This is a genomic window from Kitasatospora sp. NPDC004723 (assembly GCF_040609255.1).
In the GTDB taxonomy this organism is placed as follows: domain Bacteria; phylum Actinomycetota; class Actinomycetes; order Streptomycetales; family Streptomycetaceae; genus Kitasatospora.
On the sequence record NZ_JBEXJT010000025.1, the window covers coordinates 67,626 to 90,491 of the forward strand.

Annotated in this window: 18 protein-coding genes and 1 riboswitch; of the genes, 7 read left to right on the forward strand and 11 right to left on the reverse strand. The window is 75.0% G+C overall.

Annotated elements, in window-relative coordinates; all coding sequences use genetic code 11:
* Positions 1-61 precede the first annotated feature (61 nt).
* The 4 genes from ABZW10_RS23170 to ABZW10_RS23185 form a co-directional block, all read right to left on the reverse strand.
* Positions 62-1,660, reverse strand: a complete 1,599-nt coding sequence (locus ABZW10_RS23170) for an alpha-amylase family glycosyl hydrolase (protein ID WP_355368946.1) — start codon at positions 1,658-1,660, stop codon at positions 62-64.
* Positions 1,661-1,912: 252 nt separating this feature from the next.
* The gene (eda, locus tag ABZW10_RS23175) at positions 1,913-2,536 is read right to left on the reverse strand and encodes a bifunctional 4-hydroxy-2-oxoglutarate aldolase/2-dehydro-3-deoxy-phosphogluconate aldolase (RefSeq protein WP_355368948.1); all 624 of its coding nucleotides are present in this window, start codon (positions 2,534-2,536) and stop codon (positions 1,913-1,915) included.
* A 178-nt stretch (positions 2,537-2,714) separates the two neighbouring features.
* The gene (locus ABZW10_RS23180) at positions 2,715-4,349 is read right to left on the reverse strand and encodes a D-aminoacylase (protein WP_355368950.1); all 1,635 of its coding nucleotides are present in this window, start codon (positions 4,347-4,349) and stop codon (positions 2,715-2,717) included.
* Between the two features lie 92 nt (positions 4,350-4,441).
* Positions 4,442-5,755, reverse strand: a complete 1,314-nt coding sequence (locus ABZW10_RS23185) for an amino acid deaminase (RefSeq protein WP_355368952.1) — start codon at positions 5,753-5,755, stop codon at positions 4,442-4,444.
* A gap of 180 nt (positions 5,756-5,935) precedes the next feature.
* On the opposite strand from ABZW10_RS23185, the gene ABZW10_RS23190 reads away from it, so the two are divergent.
* The 4 genes from ABZW10_RS23190 to ABZW10_RS23205 all read left to right on the forward strand — a co-directional run bounded on the left by ABZW10_RS23190 (position 5,936) and on the right by ABZW10_RS23205 (position 9,301).
* Positions 5,936-7,153 carry a sugar kinase gene (locus tag ABZW10_RS23190; protein WP_355368954.1) on the forward strand — a complete coding sequence of 406 codons (1,218 nt, stop codon included), beginning with the start codon at positions 5,936-5,938 and terminating at the stop codon, positions 7,151-7,153.
* On the forward strand, positions 7,150-7,902 hold the full coding sequence (locus ABZW10_RS23195; protein WP_355368956.1) for an IclR family transcriptional regulator: 753 nt from the start codon (positions 7,150-7,152) through the stop codon (positions 7,900-7,902). Before ABZW10_RS23190 ends, ABZW10_RS23195 begins: the two co-directional genes overlap by 4 nt.
* Positions 7,903-7,993: 91 nt before the next feature.
* The gene (locus tag ABZW10_RS23200; RefSeq protein ID WP_355368958.1) at positions 7,994-8,401 is read left to right on the forward strand and encodes a RidA family protein; all 408 of its coding nucleotides are present in this window, start codon (positions 7,994-7,996) and stop codon (positions 8,399-8,401) included.
* A 147-nt stretch (positions 8,402-8,548) separates the two neighbouring features.
* Positions 8,549-9,301: a DUF2470 domain-containing protein gene (locus tag ABZW10_RS23205; RefSeq protein ID WP_355368960.1), complete on the forward strand. Its 753-nt coding sequence runs from the start codon at positions 8,549-8,551 to the stop codon at positions 9,299-9,301.
* A gap of 40 nt (positions 9,302-9,341) precedes the next feature.
* Here ABZW10_RS23205 and ABZW10_RS23210 read toward each other — a convergent pair whose 3' ends face one another.
* Both ABZW10_RS23210 and ABZW10_RS23215 read right to left on the reverse strand, forming a co-directional pair.
* Positions 9,342-10,904 carry an APC family permease gene (locus tag ABZW10_RS23210; RefSeq protein ID WP_355368962.1) on the reverse strand — a complete coding sequence of 521 codons (1,563 nt, stop codon included), beginning with the start codon at positions 10,902-10,904 and terminating at the stop codon, positions 9,342-9,344.
* A 376-nt stretch (positions 10,905-11,280) separates the two neighbouring features.
* Entirely contained in the window at positions 11,281-12,300 is a 1,020-nt protein-coding gene (locus tag ABZW10_RS23215) for a LysM peptidoglycan-binding domain-containing M23 family metallopeptidase (RefSeq protein ID WP_355368964.1), read from the reverse strand.
* 3 nt (positions 12,301-12,303) lie between these two features.
* Positions 12,304-12,470, reverse strand: a riboswitch (cyclic di-AMP (ydaO/yuaA leader).
* Positions 12,471-12,698: 228 nt separating this feature from the next.
* Here ABZW10_RS23215 and ABZW10_RS23220 point away from each other — a divergent pair.
* Positions 12,699-14,327 carry an MFS transporter gene (locus ABZW10_RS23220; protein ID WP_355368966.1) on the forward strand — a complete coding sequence of 543 codons (1,629 nt, stop codon included), beginning with the start codon at positions 12,699-12,701 and terminating at the stop codon, positions 14,325-14,327.
* A 19-nt stretch (positions 14,328-14,346) separates the two neighbouring features.
* Here ABZW10_RS23220 and purB read toward each other — a convergent pair whose 3' ends face one another.
* Positions 14,347-15,777: an adenylosuccinate lyase gene (gene purB, locus ABZW10_RS23225; protein ID WP_355368968.1), complete on the reverse strand. Its 1,431-nt coding sequence runs from the start codon at positions 15,775-15,777 to the stop codon at positions 14,347-14,349.
* 118 nt (positions 15,778-15,895) lie between these two features.
* Here purB and ABZW10_RS23230 point away from each other — a divergent pair, with 118 nt between their 5' ends.
* Positions 15,896-18,121 (forward strand): ATP-binding domain-containing protein, encoded by a 2,226-nt coding sequence (locus ABZW10_RS23230; RefSeq protein WP_355368970.1) that lies wholly within the window; start codon positions 15,896-15,898, stop codon positions 18,119-18,121.
* Here the strand turns inward: ABZW10_RS23230 and ABZW10_RS23235 are convergent.
* The 3 genes from ABZW10_RS23235 to ABZW10_RS23245 all read right to left on the reverse strand — a co-directional run bounded on the left by ABZW10_RS23235 (position 18,105) and on the right by ABZW10_RS23245 (position 19,870).
* Complete coding sequence (locus ABZW10_RS23235) at positions 18,105-18,548, reverse strand: MarR family transcriptional regulator (protein WP_355368972.1); 444 nt, start codon at positions 18,546-18,548, stop codon at positions 18,105-18,107. The genes ABZW10_RS23230 and ABZW10_RS23235 overlap by 17 nt on opposite strands.
* Before the next feature lie 93 nt (positions 18,549-18,641).
* Positions 18,642-19,118 carry a DUF3037 domain-containing protein gene (locus ABZW10_RS23240; RefSeq protein ID WP_355368974.1) on the reverse strand — a complete coding sequence of 159 codons (477 nt, stop codon included), beginning with the start codon at positions 19,116-19,118 and terminating at the stop codon, positions 18,642-18,644.
* Positions 19,115-19,870 carry a HipA family kinase gene (locus ABZW10_RS23245; RefSeq protein ID WP_355368976.1) on the reverse strand — a complete coding sequence of 252 codons (756 nt, stop codon included), beginning with the start codon at positions 19,868-19,870 and terminating at the stop codon, positions 19,115-19,117. The genes ABZW10_RS23240 and ABZW10_RS23245 overlap by 4 nt, the downstream gene beginning before the upstream one ends.
* A 190-nt stretch (positions 19,871-20,060) precedes the next feature.
* On the opposite strand from ABZW10_RS23245, the gene ABZW10_RS23250 reads away from it, so the two are divergent.
* Entirely contained in the window at positions 20,061-21,419 is a 1,359-nt protein-coding gene (locus ABZW10_RS23250) for an NAD(P)/FAD-dependent oxidoreductase (RefSeq protein WP_355368978.1), read from the forward strand.
* Positions 21,420-21,485: 66 nt separating this feature from the next.
* Here ABZW10_RS23250 and ABZW10_RS23255 read toward each other — a convergent pair whose 3' ends face one another.
* On the reverse strand, positions 21,486-22,850 hold the full coding sequence (locus tag ABZW10_RS23255; protein WP_355368980.1) for an aminotransferase class I/II-fold pyridoxal phosphate-dependent enzyme: 1,365 nt from the start codon (positions 22,848-22,850) through the stop codon (positions 21,486-21,488).
* Positions 22,851-22,866 lie beyond the last annotated feature (16 nt).

Sequence of the window (22,866 nt, forward strand, 5' to 3'; positions counted from 1 at the left end):
TGCTGACGTCCAGCGCGCCGCCCGCCGCCGCCTGCACGGCGCCACCCCGCCCCCTACGGCGCTACCCCAGCTCGAACACGCCGTACGAGAACCCGTCCGCCTGCAGCTCGCCCCCCGCGCCGACGCGCACGCCCTGCACGTCCAGCGGCCGAGCCCGGCCGTGCCCGCCGAGCGCCACGTCCGCCGGCACCACCGCCGGATCCCGGCGCGGGTTGACCGCCACCAGGTACCGCCCGGCGCGGGTGTAGACCAGCGGGTACCCGGCGTGCCGCACCTCCACCGAGCCCCGCGCGCCCAGCCCCGGGTGCGCCCGGCGCAGCGCGATCAGCCGCCGCACGGTGTGCAGCAGCGAGGTCGGGTCGGCCCGCTGGGTGGCGACGTCCGGCCGGTGCGGGTCCGGGTCGACCGGCAGGTAGAGCCGCTCGGCGGGCGCGGTGGAGAAGCCCGCGTTCGGGCCGGGCGCCCACTGCATCGGGGTGCGCGAGCCGGCCCGGTTGTACGTCGGAGTGAGCCCGCTGCCCTCGGTGTCCGGCAGGTCCGGCACGAACCGCATGCCGATCTCGTCGCCGTAGTAGACCGCCGGCAGGGTCGGCCAGGTGAGCAGCAGGGCGAAGGCCGGGGCCAGCTGGTCGGCGGAACGCGGACCGGTCGCCAGCCGGGAGAAGTCGTGGTTGGCGGTGGGGAGGGCGATGTGCCCGGTGCCCTCGGTGAGTTCGGCCGCCGAGCGCCAGGCGTCCAGGAACACCTGCGGTGTTCCGCGCCCCTCGGCCTCGAAGTAGCACGGGCCCTGCTTCCAGTACTCCTTCACCGTCCCCGCGTTGTTGTTCCACAGCGAGCGCAGCGGCAGGCCGTCATCCGTGCCGCCGAACTGGAGCAGGAAGTCGGCGTGGAAGCCGGCGGTGACGGCGGCGGCCGGGTCGCCCCACTCGGCGAACAGGGCCGCCTGCGGGTGGTCGCGGTCGAGCCAGTCGCGCAGTTCGGTCCAGAGCTTGCCGGTCTCGACGAAGCCGGGGTCGTCCTTGACCAGCGAGGACGCCATGTCGACCCGGAAGCCCGACACGCCGAGGCCGAGCCAGCGGGCCATGATCGCGCGCAGCGCGGCGCGGTTGGCGCGCGGGCCCTCGGCGTCCACCGACTGGCGCCAGGGCTCGTCCGGATTGCCGCGCGCGTAACCGAAGTTGAGCGCCGGCTGGCAGTCGAAGAAGTTCGGCCGGTACCAGCCGGTCCGCTCGCCCGGGGAGGCGACGAAGCCCTCCACCGGCCGCTCCGACCAGATGTAGCGGTGGTCGGACGGGTCCTGCGCCGATGCGCGGAACCAGGGGTGCTGATCGGAGGTGTGGCCGGCGACCAGGTCCAGCAGCACCCGGATGCCCCTGCGGCGCGCCGCCTCGACGAGGGCGGCGAGGTCCTCGGTGGTGCCGTAGCGCGGGGCGGGGGTGAGGTAGTCGGTGACGTCGTACCCCGCGTCGCGGAACGGCGAGGCGAAACACGGGTTCAGCCAGACCGTGTCCACGCCCAGCCAGGCGAGGTGGTCGAGGTGGTCGGTGATGCCCGCGAAGTCGCCGATGCCGTCGCCGTCGGAGTCGGCGAAGGTCTGGGGGTATATCTGGTAGAGCACGGCGTCGGTCAGCCAGTCGGGGCCGGGGCGGGTCGAGGTCATGGGTGGATCCTCCTGCCGGGTGCCGGGGGGCTACCGATTCTCGTCGAATCCCGGCCGCCCCAACAGTCCGGCCCGGCCACTCCTGGACCGTCGCGCGGTTCCCGGAAGCAGCGCCCGGCCCGACCGTGCGCCCTCCCGAGCCCCTTCCACTCCCCCGCGCCCCCGCCGCCACCGTTCCCGCCACCCCGCCGCCACCGCTGCCGCCCGGTGGCCCGGCCCACCACAACCGGGGCCGGCCGCCGGGCGAGTCCGTCAGCGGGACGCGCAGGCCTGCGTGAACGCCCGCGCCCGCCGGGTGATCTCGGCCCAGTCCCCGGCCGCGACCACCTCCGGCGCCACCACGTCCGTCCCGGCGCAGACCGCCAGCGCGCCGTGCGCCAGGAACTCCGCCGCGTTGCCCGCGTTGACGCCGCCGGAGGCGACCAGCGGGACGTCCGGGTACGGCCCGCGCAGGTCCTTGAAGTAGCCGGGTCCGAAGGCCCGGGCCGGGAAGATCTTCACGGCCGCGGCGCCGAGGTCGACCGCCTGGGCCACCTCGGTCGCGGTGAGCGCGCCAAGCACCACGGGGACCCCGGCCGCGTGCGCGGCGTGCGCCACCTCGGCGCGCAGACCGGGGGTGACCAGGAACGTCGCGCCGGCGGCGAGGCCGCTTTGGGCCTGCTCGGCGGTGAGCACCGTGCCGACGCCGACGCGGTGGCCGGCCTGCGCCGCCTTTTCCAGATGGATCGTCACATCAGGTGTGGTGAAGGTGAATTCGGTCCAGGTGATGCCGCCCTCCGCCAGTGCGGCGCAGAGCGCGGCGGCGTCCGGTATCCGGGGGGCGCGGACGACCGCGATCACCGGTTCGGCGGCGAGCGCGGCCCGCGTCTCCGTCACGACGGCCGCGTCGGGGGCCGTCCGACGGCCCGGACCCGGGTCGGCGGGGCTCGGGTTCACAGCGCCCACAGCGCTCACGGGGCTCACGGGGCTCGCAGGACTCGGGTTCGCGGGATTCACAGGGTTTCCATCCATTCACTCGAATTCACGGACCACTCGGCGTCATGGCGTCCGGGCCTCATACGGCCTCCGCCCCCCGACCGGTCCGGCGCAGCGCCCGGCCGGGGCGCGCACCGGTGGTGCGGCCCTGCTCCACGACGGCGGTGCCGTTGACGTAGACGTGCTCGATGCCGACGGCGGGCCGCCGGGGCTGTTCGAAGGTGGCGGCATCCTGGACCCGGTCGGGATCGAACAGGACGAGGTCGGCGTGGTACCCGGCGGCGATCCGCCCGCGCCGGTGCAGGCGCAGCCGGGCGGCCGGCCGGCCGGTCATCCGGGCGACCGCCTCCTCCAGCGTCAGTACGCCCAACTCCCTGACGTAGCGGGACAGGTAGCGCGGGAAGGTGCCCCAGGCACGCGGGTGCGGCCGGGCGCCGACGAGCAGTCCGTCGCTGCCGGCGGTGTGCGCGCGATGGCGCATGATCGCCCGGACGTTCTCCTCGTGGCCGACGTGCTGGAGGATGGTGGTGGCCAACTGGTCGCGGAGCAGCAGGTCGAGGAAGACCTCGGTGCCGCTGCGCCCCTGCGCGTCGGCGAGTTGGGCGACGGTCCGGCCGACGGCGTCGGCGAGTTCGGGGGTGCCGACGCCGGAGAGCTGGATGGTGGCCCAGTCGGTGACCACGCCGTGGCAGCCGTCGCTGCCCTTCTCCTCCACCTCGTACCGGATCCGCTCGCGCGCGGCCGGGTCGACGAGCCGGGTCAGGGTGGCCTGCGGGCCGCCCTCGGTGGCCCAACCGGGCAGCAGGGCCGCCAGGGTGGTGGAGCCGGGCAGGTAGGGGTAGCTGTCCAGGGTGAGGTCCACGCCGTCGTCGAGCGCGCGGTCGACCAGGTCCAGCAGTTCGCCGGCCCGGCCCTCGTTGACGCCGAAGTTCATCGTGGCGTGGGTGAGGTGGAGCGGGCAGCCGGACCGTCGGGCGATCTCGACCATCTCCGCGTACCCCTCCAACGCGCCCGCGCCGTAGGAGCGCTGGTGCGGGGCGTGGAAGCCGCGGTAGCCGGCGACGACCCGGCAGAGCTCGACCAGCTCCTCGGTCCTGGCGTACATGCCGGGCGCGTACGTCAGGCCGCTGGACATGCCGACCGCGCCCTCGGCGAGGCCCTGCGCCAACAGCTCGCGCATCCGGTCGAGTTCGGCCTCGCTCGGGGCGCGGTTCTCCCAGCCCATGGCGAGCATCCGCAGCGAGCCGTGCGGCACCAGGTAGCAGGCGTTGACGGCGGGGCCGGTCCGGTCCAGCCGGTCCAGGTAGCCGCCGACGGTCCGCCAGTCCCAGTCGAAGCCGTCCGGGTCGCCGTTCCAGCCGGCGATCTGGCGGCGCAGCGCGGGCAGCGTGCGGTCGTCGACCGGCGCGTAGGACAGGCCGTCCTGGCCGAGGACCTCGCAGGTCACGCCCTGGGTGACCTTGGCCGGGTGCTCGGGCTCGCGCAGCAGGGCCAGGTCGGAGTGGGCGTGCATGTCGATGAAACCGGGGGCCAGCACCAGCCCGTCCGCGTCGACCACCCGGACCGCGCCGCCCGCCGCCGCGCCGCCCGCCGTTGTACCACCCGCCGTTGTGCCGGGACCGGCGACCTCGACGATCATCCCGTCGGCGATCCGCACGTCCGCCCGGTACCGCCCGGCGCCCGTGCCGTCGACGACCGTGGCGCCCCGGAACACCGTCGCACCGCGAGCCCCCGCGCCGCGAGCCGCTGCCCCGCGAGCCGCTTCCCCGCGAGCCCCCGCCCGGCCGTCAGCCGGTTCGCCGCCCATCAGAAGAACGTCCTGACCAGGCCGGTGACCTTCGGCTCGGCCGCCGAGGCGTCGTCCAGCACCGGGATCAGCGCCCACTTGTCGAACGCGGTGCACGGGTGCGAGATCCCCAGCCGCAGCACGGCGCCGACCGGGGCGAGGTCGCCCGCGTCGCGCAGGAAGGCGTGCTGGTCGTTGAGCGCGGTGATCCGCGCCGCCGTGCCGGTCAGCTCGGCGCCGCCCCGCACCCGCTGCGGCTCCGGCAGGCCCTCGTCGAACGGCAGGTCGCGCTTGCCCGCGTCCAGCAGCGCCAGCTGCGGCTCCGGCCTGGACACCACCCGGGCCCAGCCGTGCAGGGCCGGGCGCAGCGCCCCGCCGTCGCGGCCGGCCCCGCGGGCGAGCGGCGAGATGCCCCGGTAGAAGCCGTCGTCGTGGGCCACGTACGCGCCCGAGCGCAGCACCACGAACGCCTCCGGCAGCGCGCCCAGCTCCTCGGCCACCAGGTCGAAGTAGGCGCTGCCGCCCGCCGTCACGACCGGCGCGGCGCCGTCCGCGTACCGGCCGGCGAGCCGCCCGTGCAGTTCGGCCAGCGACCGCAGGTAGCCGCGGACGGCGGCGAGGCCGCCCTCGCTCGCGTCGTGCGCCAGCGCGCCCTCGTAGCCGCCGATGCCGGCCAGCCGCAGGGTCGGGGCGCTGCGGACGGCCTCGGCGATCTCCACCGCCGCGTCGACGGTGCGCGCGCCGGTGCGCCCGCGCGGGCCGCCGAGTTCGACCAGCACCTCGACCGGGCGCTCGGCGCCGGCCGCGCGCAGCGCCTCGTCCATCAGCCGGACGCTGTCGACCGAGTCCACCCAGGAGGCGAAGGCGAAGTCCGGGTCGGCGGCCAGCTCACCGGCCAGCCAGCGCAGGCCCGCCGGGTCGAGCAGCGAGTTGGCGAGCAGCACCCGCCGCACGCCGAAGGCGCGGGCGACGCGCAGCTGCGGCAGGTTGGCGAGGGTGATGCCGTGGCTGCCGGCGGCCAGCTGGTCCTGCCAGAGCGCGGGCGCCATGGTGGTCTTGCCGTGCGGGGCGAGCGCCACACCGGCGTCGGCGCACCAGCGGGCCATGGTGCGCAGATTGTGGTCGAGGGCGCCCGCGTCGAGGGTGAGCAGCGGGGTGCCGAGGTCGGCGAGGGTGGGGCCGGTGGCCAGGTACTGGCGGACGGTCAGGCCGGCGGCGGCCGGTGGCAGCGCTTTGAACCGCCAGTCGAGCACTTCCTCGGCCAGGGCCGCCACCGCTCGGGTGTCGAGGCCAGGGCCGGGGCCGGTACCGCTGCTTGCGAAGGTCTGGTCCACCGTCTTCCTCCATCTGCCATGTTGCAACATACGCAATGAGGGTTGCACATGCTGGCAACACGGTTCTAGCATCGGCGCCGGACGAAGGTCAACGACAGCCGCCCGCCACCGGCGGGTCAGGCAGGCTCGCCACAGCACCCCCCACCCGGCCGGGCCGCAGCACTCCGAGGAGCCCAGCAGATGCCACGCCAGGACGCCGCCGTGAGCCCGGGCACCCCACAGCCCGACCGTCCGACGGTCGCCCCGTCCACCCCGTCCGCCCCCGGCTCCTCCGGACCTGCCCCGGTGGCCGTCTGCGTGGGCGAGTCGATGGCCGTCCTCCTCCCGGACCGGCCCGGCCCCCTGGAGTCGGTGGAGACCTTCAGCCTCTCGGTCGGCGGCGCCGAGTCCAACGTGGCCGGCGCCCTGACCGCCCTGGGGGTGCCGAGCGCCTGGATCAGCCGGGTCGGCGACGACGGTTTCGGCCGCCGCCTGCTCGGCGAGCTGACCGCCCGCGGCGTGGACGTCTCCGCGGTGGCCGTCGACCCGCACCGCCCGACCGGCCTCTACCTCAAGGAGGTCGGCGGCACCACCGGCGAGCGCCACGACCTCGGTCCGGGCCGCAGCCGGCTGCACTACCACCGGCGCGGCTCGGCCGCCGCCGCCCTCTCGCCCGCCCTGCTGACCGACCCGGCCGCCGCCCGGCTGCTGGACGGGGCCCGGCTGCTGCACCTGTCCGGCATCACCGCCGCCCTCTCCGACGACTGCCTCGCGCTGCTCCGCGCCCTGCTCGCCGACCGCCGCCCCGGCCGGCTGGTCAGCTTCGACCTCAACTGGCGCCCCGCGCTCTGGCGCGAGCGCGACCCCTCGGTGCTGCCGCCGCTGCTCGACGCCGCCGACCTGCTGCTGCTGGGCGCCGACGAGGCCGAGACCGCCTTCGGCACCGGCGACCCGCAGGAGCTGCGCCGACGCTTCCCCTCCCCCGCCACCCTGGTGGTCAAGGACGCCGCCCGTCTGGTCACCGCGATCGGGCGCGACGGCAGCGCGGTCGGCGAGCCGGCCCTGGCGGTCGAGGTGGTCGAGGCGACCGGCGCCGGCGACGCCTTCGCCGCCGGCTACCTGGCCGGCACCGTCCGCGGCCTCGACCAGCGCCGCCGGCTGCGACTGGGCCACCTGAGCGCGGCCTGCGCGCTGACCGCCCACGGCGACCAGGCCGAACTGCCGCCCGCCGCGGTGGTCGCCGCCCTGCTCGACGCCGCACCCGAGGACTGGGCGGCCACCCGGGTATCGGCGGATGGCATCGTGTCTCCTGTCCTGTCCGCCCCGACCGCCCCCGCGCGCACCACGGAGACCGCCGCCCCCGGGGGCGGTGCCGCCGACCCTCGACCGGCCGCCGCCCCGGCCCTTGGAGCACCATGAGCCAGACCGTCACCCGCGCCCTGCGCATCCTCGCCGAGCTCGGCGAGGGCGAGCGCTCCCTGGACCAGCTGGCCGAGGTGCTCGGCGTGCACAAGACGACCGTGCTGCGACTGCTCCAGTCCCTCGAAGAGGAACGATTCGTCTACCGGGACGCCGGCTACCGCTACCACCTGGGCGCCGGCCTCTTCGCCCTCTCCGGCCTCGCCCTGGAGCAGCGCGGGGTGCGCCGGATCGCCGCCCCGCACCTCGCGGAGCTGAACGCCGCCACCGGCCAGACCGTGCACCTGGCCGCGTACGAGGGCGGCGAGGTGGTCTACATCGACAAGTACGACTCCCGCCACCCGGTGCGGATGTACTCGCGGATCGGTCTGCGCGCCGCCCTGCACAGCGCCGCGGTCTCCAAGGTGCTGCTCGCCGACCTACCCGTGCCGGAGCGGCGCCGGGTGGTGGCCGGGATCGACTTCGTCCCGCACACCCCCCGCACCCTGGCCACGCCCGAGGCACTGCTCGCGGAGCTGGAGAAGGTCGCCGCCCAGGGCTGGGCGCAGGACCACGCCGAGCACGAGGCGTTCATCAACTGCGTGGCCGCGCCGATCCGGGACGCCAGCGGCCGGGTGGTGGCCGCCGCCTCGATCTCCGTGCCGGACGTCGTCCTCCCGTACGAGCAGGTGCTGGAACTGCTGCCGCAGCTGCTCGCCACCACCCGGGCGATCTCCGCCGACTGCGGCCAGCCCCCGAACCACCCCTGAACCCGCCGCACCCGCGACACCGTCCAAGAACCCCGCGACACCCCCGAACCCCCGAATCCCCGACCGCACCCCACCGAGGAAGCGAACCCGCATGAGCGACAAGACCGAGATCCGCACCGACGGCGCCCCCGCCCCGGCCTGGATGTTCTCCCAGGGCGTCCGCAAGGGCCCGATCCTCCAGGTCTCCGGCCAGGGCCCGCAGGACCCGGCCACCGGCGAGTACCTGTACCACGGCGACGTGAAGGCGCAGACCCGCCGCACGCTGGAGAACGTCAAGGCGATCGTCGAGGCGGGCGGTGCCACCATCGAGGACGTGGTGATGTTCCGCGTGTACCTCACCAAGCGCGCCGACTTCCCGCTGATGAACGAGGTCTACGCCGAGTTCATCGAGGAGAACGTCAAGCCGGGCGGCGTGAAGCCGTGCCGCACCACGATCTTCGTCGAACTGCCGCAGGAGCCGATGCTGGTGGAGATCGACGCCCAGGCGGTCGTCGGCTGACCCCGCCGTCACCGTCGAAGGGCCCGGACCTCGCGTCCGGGCCCTTCGTGTTTCCGCCCACCCGGCGCCTTGCCCTGCCACCCCCCACATCGTTAGGTTAGGCTCACCTAACCAACAGGCAGGCAGCCAGCCGGAGGTCCCGAACCCATGAGCCCGCACCCCCTCGACGCCGCGACCACCCCGGCCGGCGGGACCGCCGAAGCGGCCGCCGCCGAGCCGAGCGCCGCCGAACGGATCGGCAGCCTGCTCACCGCCACCTCCTCGGTCGTCCTCCGGGCCAACGGCGAGCACCACGAACTCACCACCCCCGTCTCGGTGCACGGCTCCCGGCTGCGACTGCGCGCCCCGCTCGACGCCCCGCTCACCGTCGCCGCCGCCCGCGAACAGGACGGCCTCGCCGTCGTGCTCGACCTCACCGACATCGCCCCGGTGGCCGTCCGCGACCGGGTCCGCGGCCGCCTCACCCTGGCCGGCCGGCTCCACCTCACCCACCTCGCCGACGACGGCCTCAGCGTCCACCTCCGCCTGGACGTCGCCCACGCGGTGCTCTCCACCCCGTACGGCACCACCGCGATCACCGGCGCCGACCTCGCGGCCGCCGCCCCCGACCCGCTCGCCCGCTTCGAGGCCGGTCTGCTCACCCACCTGGCCGACGGCCACCGGGACGCGCTCGACCTGCTCACCCGTCTGGTCGACCCGGCACTGCTCGCCGCAGGACCCGCCGTCCGACCGCTCGCCCTCGACCGGTACGGCCTGGTGCTGCGCCTGGACCACCCGCAGGGCCACCGCGACGTCCGGCTGGTCTTCCCCGAACCCGCCCGCGACGCCGACGAGTTCGGCCACCGGGTGCACCAACTGGTGACCGCCGCCGAACAGGCGCTCCCCACCCGCCGCCACTGAGCCGCCAACCGCCGAGGCAGCAGCACCCACTGATGCACCGTCAGGCCCCGACCGGTGCCGCGCCGTCGGAGCGCTCCGCCGCGTCCGCCAGGACGATCCGCCCCATCCGGGCGTACCGGTCCGGACGGCGGGCGCGCATCCACAGCGCCAGCCCGATCCCGCCCAGGAAGGTGCCGATCACCAGGAACGGGATCAGCCGGAACAGCAGCGTGCCGGCGGCCGCACCGGCGGCGGCCTCCCGGTTGACCACCAGCAGGACCACCACCCCCGCCATCGCCACCCCGCCGACCAGCGGCGCCACCAGCGTCCGGAACCAGTGCGCGGTCCCCGGATGACGGCCCAGCACGTGGAAGTAGCCGACCACCGCGAACGAGCAGAGCGTCTGCACGATCAGGATCGCCATCGTCCCGAGCAGGGCCAGCAGGGTGTACAGATGCGTGTACGGGTCCATCCCGGCCGCCAGGAACCCGGCCACCAGCGCCGCCGCGATCACCGACTGGACCAGCGAGGCGACGTGCGGCGAGCCGTGCCGGGGATGGGTGCGCCCGAGCGCCCGGTGGATGAACCCCTCGCGTCCGATCGCGTACAGGTACCGGGCCGCGCACTGGTGGAAGGCCATCGCGCAGGCGAAGGAGCCGCTCACCACCAGCCACCGGAAGACCGTGACCGCCCAGCCGCCGAGGTGCGCGCCGAGCGGGTCGAAGAACAGGCTGTTGCCGTCCTTGCCGGGCACCAGGCCGCCCGCGACGTCCACCGCGTGCCGCGCGCCGTTGCCGGAGACGATCATCCACGACACCAGGACGTAGAAGAGACCGACCCCGACCACCGAGATCAGCGTCGCCCTGGGCACCACCCGCTCGGGGTCGCGGGACTCCTCCCCGTACATCGCGGTGGACTCGAAGCCGACCCACGAGCAGAACGCGAAGAACAGTCCCAGCCCGGCACCCCCGGTCCCCGTGCCGTCCACACCGCGGAAGGCGTTCAGCGGATCGAGCGCCTCCCCGACGATCCCGTCCGGTCCGCCGCCGGTGAACAGCACCGCCAGCGCGACGGCGCCCAGCACGGCGATCTCCAGCACCAGCGCCACCCCGAGCACCCGGGCGGTCAGGTGCAGGTCGAACCAGGCCATCACCGCGATCACCAGCAGTCCCGCCGCCGCGTACCAGCCCCAGGGCAGTTCCACCCCCAGCTGCGCCGCGACCAGCCCGCGCAGCGCGTACGCGAAGAAGCCGATCACCGCCGCCTCGAAGACGATGTACGCGAGCACCGCCAGCAGCCCCGAGGCCATCCCGAGGACCCGGCCGAGCCCGTGCGAGATGTAGCCGTAGAACGCCCCGGCCGCGGTGATGTGGCGGGCCATCGCCACGTAGCCGACCGAGAAGACGGTGAGCACCAGGGTCGCGAAGACGTACGCGGCGGGCGCGCCGGCGCCGTTGCCCTGGCCGACGACGATCGGGAGGTTGCCGGTCATCGCGGTGATCGGCGCGGCCGTGGCGACCGCCATGAACACCACGCCCGCCAGGCCGACCGAGTCGGCCTTCAGCCGCTCCACCCCCGCGTCCCCGACCGTGTTCCCGACCGCGTCCCCGCGCTGGATGGCCATCCGGCCCCCTTCACCCGCCGTGCCCGTGCCGCCCGCCGGACCGGTCGGGCGGTGCCAACCCGACAGCATCGGGGCGCGGCGCACCGACCCGCAAAACAAGCCGACCCGGCGTCACCACCACCGGGTTGACGACCTGTTCGACCACCGGCTGCCGCGTTCGAGCGGAACCGGCCCGGCCGCGACCGCGTACGAAGGCGGCCGGCCCGGCTCGCGAGAGAGGTCTCGCGAGCCGGGCCGGCCGGACGGGCGTGTCCCGCGCCCGTCGGTCCGCTTGAGGTGCGGCGATCACCCGGTCGAGCGGTCACCCGACATGACCGTTCCGGGAGAGTCGTTTCGCCCCGCACCCAGCGGTGGTGGGTGTGATCCGACCCGAGGGTCAGATCGCGACGCCGTGCGCCCGCAGGTAGGCGATCGGGTTGATGTCCGAGCCGTACTCCGAGCCGGTGCGGATCTCGAAGTGCAGGTGCGGGCCGGTCACGTTGCCGGTGGCGCCGGAGAGGCCGATCTGCTGGCCGACGGTGACGGTCTGACCGATCTTCACGCCGATCGAGGACAGGTGCGCGTACTGGGCGTACTTGCCGTCGGCGAGCTTGATCTCGACCTCGTTGCCGTAGGCGCCGCCGTTGCCGGCCTTCACCACGGTGCCGTTGGCGACGGCGCGCAGCGGGGTGCCGGTGGAGGCGATGAAGTCGGCGCCGGTGTGGTGGCCGGAGGACCACATCGAGCCGGCCACGCCGTAGGCGGTGCCGAGCTTCGGGTTGGCCACCGGGGTGGTGTAGCCGGAGGTGGCGGCGACGACCGGGGTCGTGACCACCGGGGCGGTGAGCGGCTGGACGGCGGGCTTGCCGACCGGGACGGCCGGCGTGGTGGCCGGGGCGGCGGGCTTGGCGGCCGGAGCAGCGGGCTTGGCAGCCGGAGCGGTGTGCTTCGCGGCCGGAGCGGCCGACTTGGTGGCCGGGGCGGCGGGCGCGGCCGGCTTGGCGGCCGGAGCCGCCTTGCTGCCGAGCGCGAGCTTCTGGCCCGGGAAGATGAGGTTCGGGTTGGCGCCGACGACCGAGCGGTTGTGCTCGTACAGCGCCTGCCAGCCACCGTCGACGTGCTTCGCGGCGGCGATCTTCGACAGGGTGTCCCCGCCGACGACCTTGTAGCTCTCCTCGACCGGGGCGGCCGGGGCGCTCTGAGCAGCCGGAGCAGCGGCCGGGGCGGCCTGAGCAGCCGGAGCAGCGGCCGGGGCGGCCTGGGCGGCCGGAGCGGCGGGCTTCGCGGCCGGCACCTCGTGGGCCTGGGCGGTGACGGTGGTCACCAGCGGGAGGGCGAAGGCGGCACCGGTGACGGCGGTGGCGATGCCGATGCGAGCGGCGCGGGGCAGGGCGATACGACGAGCCTGTGCGGGCATGCGAAAGGTCCTCTCCGACGCCTGCGAGGTGAGCTGTCGGGTTCGGGCTGGAGTTGCCCGGCCGCCGATAAAGGCGGCTTCACCCCAAGCCGGACCGCGGGAAATACCGGTCCGGCGACTTACCTGTGGGTCCCCCGCTCCTGCCGTACAGAGTTCGTTGCGTACCACCGGGCAGCGGCAGGACTAGGCGTTCCACCCGGTGGCCACCCGGGCTGACGCCGGGCGGTCGCTGAACTAAAACTCATCCGTTCGGGTGAAGCAATGTCGATCTACGCGACCCGGGACCAAAGTCCGCATTGCCGTGACGCTCCGCTCGGAATGCATGCACAGTACGCACACAATCCATTGACGGTGCGCACGTGATCCGCAACCCTGCGCCCATATGAAAACCAGTACGTATGCGATCACTTACGGAGAGGCCACCACCCGACACACCCCCGGTGACCCTTGTCACGTGGGCCCCACGGGACGCACCATGGGCCGTGGCCACCTCCGAGGCCGGCACCCTGCGGTTGGGCACCGCGCAGGGTCGCTGGGTACTTCTGGCAACGGTGCTCGGCTCCAGCATGGCGATGCTCGACGGGACCGTCGTGAACGTCGCGCTGCCCCGGATCGGCGCCGATCTCGGCGCCCAACTCGACGCCCTGCAATGGACGCTCAACGCCTATCTGCTCACCCTGGCGGGCCTGATCCTGCTCGGCGGCGCGCTGGGCGACCGCTACGGACGGCGCCGGATCTTCCTGCTCGGCGTGGTCTGGTTCGCCGCCGCCTCCGCGGCCTGCGCCGCCGCGCCGAACATCCAGGTGCTGATCATCGCGCGCGCCGTGCAGGGAATCGGCGGCGCACTGCTCACCCCCGGCTCGCTGGCGATGCTCCAGGCGGTCTTCCACCCGGACGACCGCTCGGCGGCCGTCGGCCTCTGGTCGGGGTTCGGCGGGGTGTCGGCGGCGGTCGGCCCGCTGCTCGGCGGCTGGCTGGTGGACGGTCCCGGCTGGCGGTGGATCTTCCTGCTGAACCTGCCGCTGGCGGCGCTGGTGGTGGCGGTGTCCGCCCGGCACGTGCCGGAGAGCCGGGACGAGTCCGCGACCGGCCGCTTCGACGTACTCGGCGCGGCACTGGCCGCCCTGGCGCTGGGCGCCGTCACCTATGCGCTGACCGCCGCCGGGAAGGGGCTGTCCCCCGTGGTCTGGGTCACCGGGGCGGCGGGACTGCTGCTCGGATCCGCCTTCATCGCCGTCGAGCGCCGCACCCCGGAGCCGATGCTACCGCTCGGCCTGTTCTCCTCGCGGCTGTTCACCGCCGTGAACCTGGTCACCCTCGCCGTCTACGCGGCGTTCAGCGGCGTCTTCTTCCTGCTGGTGGTGCAGCTGCAGATCGTCTCCGGCTTCTCCCCGCTGGTCTCCGGGCTGGCCCTGGTGCCGATCACCGTCATCATGCTGGTGCTGTCCGCCCGGGCCGGCCGGCTGGGCAAACGGATCGGCCCCCGGCTGCCGCTCACCGTCGGCCCGATGCTCTGCGCGGTGGGCGTGCTGCTGATGCTGCGGATCGGCCCCGGCGCCTCGTACTGGACGGACGTGCTGCCCGCCGTCTCGGTGATGGGCTTCGGCATGGTGCTGCTGGTCGCACCGCTGACCGCCACCGTGCTGGCGGCGGTGGACGTGCGGCACGCGGGCATCGCCAGCGGCGTCAACAACGCCGCCGCCCGGGCGGCCGGCCTGCTGGCGGTCGCCGCGCTGCCCGCGCTGGCCGGCCTCAGCGGGGACGCCTACCGGGTGCCGCACGCGGTCGACTCCGCCTTCCGCACCGCGATGCTGATCTGTGCCGGGCTCCTGGTGGCCGGCGGGCTGACCGCGCTGGTCGCCGTCCACGGCAATGTGCTGGCCCCGGCGGACGAGCGCCCGGTGGCCGAACCGGACTGCCGCTACACCTGCCCCACCAACGGCCCGCCGCTCGACCCCGGGCACCCCGCCGCCGTCCCGGCCGAGCACGGCGAGGGCCCCGCCGCCTCCTCGGCGACGGGGCCCTGAGAAGAGAACCGACGATCCGTCAGAGGATGTCGCCCGGCGCGTACTTGGCGGCCTCCGGGTACGCGGCCGCGACGGCCTCGATCCGGCGGACGACCTCGGCGACCTGCGCGCCGGCCGCACCGGTGAAGGACAGCCGGTCGGCCAGCAGCGCGTCCAGCGCGGCCCGGTCCAGCGGGATCCGCTCGTCGTTCGCCAGCCGGTCCAGCAGCTCGTTCTCCCGGGCGCCGGCCCGCATCGCGAGCGCCGAGGCGACGGCGTGCTCCTTGATGACCTCGTGCCCGGTCTCCCGGCCGACGCCCGCGCGCACCGCACCCATCAGCACCTTGGTGGTGGCCAGGAACGGCAGGTAGCGGTCCAGCTCGGCCTCGACCACGGCCGGGAAGGCGCCGAACTCGTCGAGGACGGTCAGGAAGGTCTCCAGCAGGCCGTCGAAGGCGAAGAAGGCGTCCGGCAGCGCGACCCGGCGGACCACCGAGCAGGAGACGTCGCCCTCGTTCCACTGGTCGCCGGCCAGCTCGCCGGTCATCGACGCGTAGCCGCGCAGGATCACGGCCAGGCCGTTGACGCGCTCGCAGGAGCGGGTGTTCATCTTGTGCGGCATCGCCGAGGAGCCGACCTGGCCCTCCTTGAAGCCCTCGGTCACCAGCTCGTGGCCGGCCATCAGGCGGATGGTCTTGGCCAGGCTGGACGGCGCGGCGGCCAGCTGGACGAGGGCGGTCAGCACCTCGAAGTCCAGCGAGCGCGGGTAGACCTGGCCGACGCTGGTGAGCACGTTGTCGAAGCCGAGGTGCGCGGCGACCCGGCGCTCCAGCTCGGCGAGCTTGTCGGTGTCGCCGCCGAGCAGGTCGAGCATGTCCTGGGCGGTGCCGACCGGGCCCTTGATCCCGCGCAGCGGGTAGCGGGCGATCAGCTCCTCCAGGCGGCGGAAGGCGACCAGCAGCTCGTCGGCGATCGACGCGAAGCGCTTGCCCAGGGTGGTGGCCTGCGCGGCCACGTTGTGCGAGCGGCCGGCCATGACCAGCTCGGCGTGCTCGGCGGAGATCCGGCCCAGCCGGACCAGCACGGCGACGGTGCGGTCGCGCACGTGCTCCAGCGACTGCCGGATCTGCAGCTGCTCGACGTTCTCGGTCAGGTCCCGGGAGGTCATCCCCTTGTGGATCTGCTCGTGGCCGGCGAGGTCGCTGAACTCCTCGATCCGGGCCTTGACGTCGTGCCGGGTGACCCGCTCGCGGGCGGCGATGGAGGCGAGGTCGACCTGGTCGATCACCCGCTCGTAGTCGGCGACGGCGGTGGCGGGCACCTCGACACCGAGGTCCTGCTGGGCCTTCAGGACGGCGAGCCAGAGGTGGCGCTCAAGCACCACCTTGTGCTCGGGGGACCACAGCTGGGCCAGGGTCGCCGAGGCGTACCGGGAGGCCAGGACATTGGGGATCTGGGGCTTCGCGCTCACGCTTCGCAAGCCTAACAGCCGAGGTCAGCCGGAACGGCCCGGGCTCGGGTAGGCTGGGGCACTTGAGCCATCATCACAAAGCGTCCCATAAACTCCTCACCGCAAGGATACCACACCCGTGAACGGATCTCCAGCGGTTCCCCCTCCTCCGACCGGAACGGACGCCCTCCTCGCCGAGGCGCTGCGCACCGAACAGGCCCGGCTGACCGGCCTCTACGCCCATCTGGACGCCGCCCGCGAGCGCGCCCGCCGGACCCTCGCGGCGGCCGGCCGCGACGTCGGCCCGGGCGGCACCCACCAGGCCCGGCTGGAGCGCGAGCTGCGCGCCGCCGAGGCCGCCCGCCGCGCCGCCCGGCTGGAGGCCGTCGAACGCGGCCTGTGCTTCGGCCGTCTGGACCACCGCGACGGCACCGTCCGCTCCATCGGCCGGATCGGCCTCACCGACGAGCTGGACGAGTCCTTCGAGCCGGTACTGATCGACTGGCGCGCCCCCGCCGCCCGCCCGTTCTACACCGCCACCCCGGCCGACCCGGGCGATCTGGTCCGCCGCCGCCACCTGCACACCAGCGGCCGCACCCTGACCGGCCTGGACGACGAGGCGCTCGACCTGGCCGGCCTGGACGAGGACGGCCGGCGCGGCCTGGTCGGCGAGGCGGCGCTGCTGGCCGCCCTCGACCGCGAGCGCACCGGCCGGATGGCCACCGTGGTCGCCACCATCCAGGCCGAGCAGGACCGGGTGATCCGCGCCCCGCTGCCCGGCGCCCTGGTCGTCCAGGGCGGCCCCGGCACCGGGAAGACGGTCACCGCCCTGCACCGCGCCGCCTATCTGCTCTACACCCACCGCGCGGTGCTGGAGCGGCGCGGCGTCCTGGTGCTCGGCCCCAACCCGGCGTTCCTGCGCTACATCGACCAGGTGCTGCCCGCGCTCGGCGAGACCGAGGTGGTGCTGTGCACCGTCGGCGAGCTGTTCCCCGGCGTCCGGGCCACCGTCGAGGACGGGCCGGCCGCCGCGGTGGTCAAGGGCGGGCCGTGGATGGCGGACGCGGTGCGGCGCGCCGTCGAGGCCCACCAGCGGCTGCCCGCGGGCGACCTGCTGCTCGGCGCGCACCTGCGCCTGCCCCACCGGGTCTGCGCCGAGGCCAGGACGGCCGCGCGCGGACTGCGGCTGCCGCACAACCGGGCCCGCGGGTTCTTCCTGCGCACCCTGCTGGACGCCCTCGCGGTGGCGCAGGCGCTCTCCCTCGGCCGCCCGTACGACGAGGAGGAGGCCCGCCACGCCCCGCGCGAGCTCTGGGAGCAGCCCGGGATCCGCGCCGAACTCGACTCCCTGTGGCCGGTTCTGACACCGCATCGACTCGTCGACCGGCTGTTCTCCGACCCCGCCCTGCTGGCCGCCGCGGCCCCCGGCCTCTCCCCCGCACAGCGCGCCGCGGTGCTGCGCCCGGCCGGCGCGCCGTGGACCATCGGGGACGTCCCGCTGCTCGACGAGGCGGCCGAACTCCTCGGCGAGGACGGCGCCGCGACCCGGGCCCGCTCCCGCGCCGCCGCACGGGCGCTGGACGAGGAACTGGCCTACGCCGAGGGCGTGCTCACCGTCACCGGCCAGCGGGAGGACGCCACCCTGGACGCCGGGCTGCTCGCCGAGCGCTTCCGCGACACCGGCCCGGAGCGCACCACCGCCGAGCGCGCCGCCGCCGACCGCGAGTGGGCGTACGGACACGTGGTGGTCGACGAGGCGCAGGAGCTGTCCGCGATGGCCTGGCGCGCCGTGCTGCGCCGGGTGCCGACCCGCTCGCTGACCATCGTCGGCGACCTCGCCCAGACCGGTTCGCCGGCCGGGGCCCGCTCGTCCTGGGCCGAGATGCTGGACCGCGAACTGCCGGGCCGCTGGCGCGAGGAGCGGCTCACCGTCAACTACCGGACGCCGGCCGCGATCATGGCACCGGCGGCGGCGGTGCTGCGCGCCCATTCCCCCGGCCAGGAACCGCCGGAGGCCGTCCGGCAGACCTCCGAACGCCCGCGCCCGGTCCCCGTTCCGGACGGCGACTACGCCGCCGCCCTGGCCGCGCTGCCCGCCGGCCCCGGCACCCTCGGGGTGATCGCCCCGGACGCCGTCGCCACCGCCCTGGGGGCGCTGACCGTCCGGGAGGCCAAGGGCCTGGAGTACGACGCGGTCGTCCTGGTCGACCCGGCCGGCCTGCTCGCCCAGGGCGCCGCGGACCTCTACGTCGCCCTCACCCGCGCCACCCGACGCCTCACCCTGCTGCACCACACCCCGCTGCCACCCGCCCTCGCGACGGCGGACGACCCCGACGATCGCGCCGGGCCTACTGGCGTCCGCTGAGCACCGGGAGGACGTGGAGGCAGATCGAGTGCAGCGCCGCGCGCTGCTCGCCGCTGAGGCTCTCGAAGGCCTGGTGGGTGCGGCCCATCTCGCCGCGGATCCGCGCCAGGATCTCCCGGCCCTGCTCGCTGATGACCACGATCTTGACCCGTCGGTCGCCCGCCGAGGCCTCCCGGCGGGCCAGGCCCAGCGCCTCCAGCCGGTCGACGATGCCGGTCACGTTGGAGGCGTCACAGCCGAGCCGCCCGGCCAGCGCGCGCATCGGCACCGGCTCCTGGACGGCGCCGAGCGCCTTGGCCTGCGAGGAGGAGAGACCGTGCCGGGCCGCGGCGGCCGCGAAGTCCTGGAAGTACGCACCGCCGACGGCGGCCAGCGCCTCCATCAGCTCGGCGTTGGTCGGTACGGTCGTGGTCGTCGTCGAACCCATGAGGTCAGCCTACGACCGACTGCTTCAGTAACTCAAGATTTGAGCACGGCAAGGGTCCGGCGGCCGAACCGCCGGACCCGGGAACCGGCGCGCTCAGAGCACCAGCTGGTCGAACAGCCGCCGCAGCTCCGTCTCCGGATCGGCGGTCAGTCCGGTGTGCACCGGCCCCGGCTGCACCACCGCGCTGCGCGGGGCGGTGAGCCAGCGGAACCGCTGCCCCGGGCTGTCCGCCGCGGCCGGGCCCGCCTGCGGCCCGCCCGCGCAGACCGCCTCGATCCCCTGCAGCGCCCGCCGCACCGCGGACACGTCGGCGACCGGGTCCAGCGCCAGCAGCCGCGCCTGGTCCAGGTGGGTCCGCGCGGCCAGGTGGGAGCTCTGCCGGCAGTACAGCAGCACGCCCACGTTGACGCACTCGCCGCGCTCCACCCGGGGCACCGCCCGGATCACCGCGTACTCGTAGTCGTGCAGCTCGGCCCGGACCGGCGGCGCCGGATCGGCCGCCGCCGGGTCGGCGAGCCGCGACTCGGACAGACCGTGGCCGAACGGGTCGGACAGACGGAAGTCGGTCATGCGGACACCTCCGGGAGCCAGTCGCGCGGACCGGCCAGTCGCGCGGTCAACTGGGCCCGGTACGCCGCGCGCACCGCCTCGGGCGAGTCGAAGCCGGGCTCGTCCGCCAGCCAGACGTCCGGGATCTGCGCCACCGCCTCCTCGATCGCCGCCTCGGCCAGCGGGGCGAGCGCCTTGTCGGCCGCGAGCAGGTCCGGCTCCGCGCCCAGCAGCGCGTGGTCGGAGGCGTCGTACGGACGGCGGATCCAGCCGGCGGCGCCCGCCCAGTGGTGGTGGAAGATCAGGCTCGCGCCGTGGTCGATCAGCCGCAGGCCGCCGGTGGCGACCAGCAGGTTGGGGTTGCGCCAGGAGCGGTCGACGTTGCCGATCAGCGCGTCGAACCAGAGCACCTGCCCGGCCAGCCCGGCGTCCACGTCGAAGCAGAGCGGGTCGAAGTTGAGCGCGCCGCTGACGAAGGCCATGCCCAGGTTGAGCCCGCCGCTGGCCCGCATCTGGTCCTGGATCTGCGGGTCCGGCTCGCTGCGGGCCAGCACCGGGTCCAGGTCGACGGTCACCAGCTCGGGCACCGGCAGGCCGAGCCGCCGGCCGAGTTCACCGGCCAGCACCTCCGCGACCAGCGCCTTGCGGCCCTGGGCGGCACCGACCCACTTCAGGGCGTAGAGCCGCCGGTCATCGGCCTCGACCAGGCCCGGCATCGAGCCGCCTTCTCGCAGTGGCGTCACATAACGGACCGCCGTCACCTCGGGGAGCACGGCGGACAGCCTAGCGGGCATATGCACGGGGCGGGTGTCCCTCGGCGTGCTCGCCCGCCCGGGTCCTCCCGGTGGCAGCCCCGGCTGCTCCGTGCGAGTGTGGCGGACAGTAATCGGGGCACCCGACCACCACGGCCGGCAGCACTGTGCCGCGCCGTGCGGTACCGACCTGCACTGTGAGGGACGCACGATGGAACGAGCCCGGATCCTGATCGTGGGCGGCGGCTTCGCCGGACTGGAGTGCGCGCGCCGGCTGGAACGCAAGCTCTCCCCCGCGGAGGCGGAGATCTCCCTGGTCACCCCGTTCAGCTACCAGCTCTATCTGCCGCTGCTGCCGCACGTGGCGGCCGGTGTGCTCACCCCCCAGTCGGTGGCCGTCTCGCTGCGCCGCTCGCTGCGGCGCACCCACATCGTCCCCGGCGGCGCGATCGGCGTGGACCCGGCCTCCAAGGTCTGCGTGGTCCGCAAGATCACCGACGAGGTGGTGGCGCAGCGGTACGACTACCTGGTGCTGGCCCCCGGCAGCGTCACCCGCACCTTCGACATCCCCGGCCTGACCGACTACGCGCGCGGCATGAAGACGCTCGCCGAGGCGGCCTACGTCCGCGACCACGTGATCGCCCAGCTGGACCTCGCCTCGGCCTCCCCGGACCAGAAGGAGCGCGAGTCCCGGCTGCAGTTCGTGGTGGTCGGCGGCGGCTACGCCGGCACCGAGACCGCCGCCTGCCTGCAGCGGCTCACCACCGCGGCCACCCAGCGCTACCCGCGGCTGGACGCCCGGCAGATCAAGTGGCACCTGATCGACATCGCGCCGAAGCTGATGCCCGAGCTGGGCGACACCCTCGGCACCGCCGCCCTGGAGGTGCTGCGCGAGCGGGGCATCGAGGTGTCGCTGGGCGTCTCGGTGGCCGAGGTCGGCGCCGAGTCGGTCAAGTTCACCGACGGCCGGGTGCTGCCCTGCCGGACGCTGATCTGGACGGCCGGCGTCGCGGCCAGCCCGCTGATCGCCACCCTGGACGCCGAGACGGTGCGCGGGCGGATCGCGGTGACGGCGGAGATGCGGGTACCGCAGTACGAGGGCGTCTTCGCGCTCGGCGACGCCGCCGCCGTGCCGGACCTCGCCAAGGGCGACGGCGCGGTCTGCCCGCCGACCGCCCAGCACTCGGCCCGCCAGGGCCGGGCGGTGGCCAACAACGTGATCGCGGCGCTGCGCAACCAGCCGCTGGAGCCGTACTACCACAAGGACCTGGGCCTGGTCGTGGACCTCGGCGGCAAGGACGCCGTCTCCAAGCCGGTCGGGGTGGAGCTGCGCGGTGTGCCGGCCCAGCTGGTGGCGCGCGGCTACCACCTGATGGCGATGCGCACCAATGTGGCGAAGTTCCGGGTCGGCGCCGGCTGGATGCTCAACGCGACCGCCGGGGACGACTTCGTGCGGACCGGCTTCCTCGCCCGGCAGCCCGCCCGGCTGCGCGACTTCGAGTACACCGACGCCTACCTGTCGAAGGACCAGGTCAGGGAGCACGCCCAGGCGCTGCTCGCCAAGGGCTGACCCGCCCCGGCCGGCCGCCCTCGACGCGACCGCGCCGGGAGGGCGGCCGGCCGTCGACGTCCCTGGTCAGACCGGCCGCGACACCGTGCCGTCCGCGCCGGGCCCGGCGGTCCCGTCCGCCCCGCCCAGCACCGCCGCCAGGTCGTCGGCCAGCCGCCGGGCGTCCGCCGGGTCGAGCCGCGCGACGGTGATCCGCAGCCCGGGCGGCGACTGCAGCCGGAAGCGCGCGCCGGGCGCCGCGACCCAGCCGCGCTGGACCAGCGCGGCGAGCGCGACGGCCTCGTCCGGCACCGGCACCCAGACGTTCAGCCCGCTCGCCCCGTGCGCCGCGATCCCCCGCTCGGCCAGCGCGCCGATCAGCGCCTCCCGGCGCGCCCGGTAGGCGGCGGCCACCCGGGCGGCCGGCGCCGCGTCGGCGCGCCACAGCTCGGCCACCGTGTGCTGGAGCAGATGGCTGACCCAGCCGGTCCCCAGCCGCTGGCGTCCGAGCAGCCGCCCGACGGTGTCCGCGTCCCCGACCGCGACCGAGAGCCGCAGGTCCGGCCCGTACGCCTTGGCCGCCGAGCGCACCACCGCCCAGTGCGCCGACCCCGCGCCGGCCAGCGGGTGGTAGGGCTGGTCGACGATGCCCTGGCCGTGGTCGTCCTCGATCAACAGCACGTCCGGACGGCCGGCCAGCACCGCGCGCAGCTCCGCGGCCCGCCCGGCGGTGAGGGCGGCGCCGGTCGGGTTCTGCGCCCGGCTGGTGACGACCACCGCCCGCGCGCCGGCCTCCAGCGCCTCGGCGAGCGAGCCGGGCAGCGGGCCCGCGTCGTCGAGCCCCACCGGCAGGGTGCGCAGGCCGAGCGCCGCCAGCAGGTCGAGCAGGCTGCCCCAGCCCGGGTCCTCGACGGCGACGGCATCACCTTGGCGCAGCCGGGTGACCAGGATCCGCTCGATGGTGTCCAGCGCGCCGGAGGCGACGGCGAGCGGCCCGGACGGCAGGCCGTCGGCGGCGAAGGCCGCGCCGGCCAGGGCGAGCAGCTCCGGGTCGGCGGCCGGGTCGCCGTAGCGGACCGGAGCGCGGCGGGCGGCCTCGGCGGCGGACGCGAGGGCGGCGGTGAGGTCGGGCAGCAGCGCCGGGTCGGGGTTGCCGTCGGAGAGGTCGCGGGCGTGCGCCGGGACGGGCAGGCGCAGCTGGTCGCGCGGGGTGTGGGCGGGGCGCGGACGGATCCGGCTGCCCTTGCGGCCGGCGGTCTCGATCACACCGCGATCGCGCAGCAGCCGGTAGGCGGCGGCCACCGTGTTGGGGTTGACGCCGAGCTCGGCGGCGAGGTCGCGCAGCGGCGGCAGCGGTGTCCCGGGGGCGAGGTGGCCGGTGCTGACGCCCCGCTCGACCTCGGCCGCGATATCGCTGGCACGCCGTCCGGTGATCCGATACTCTCCTAGCACAAAATAGATTATGCAC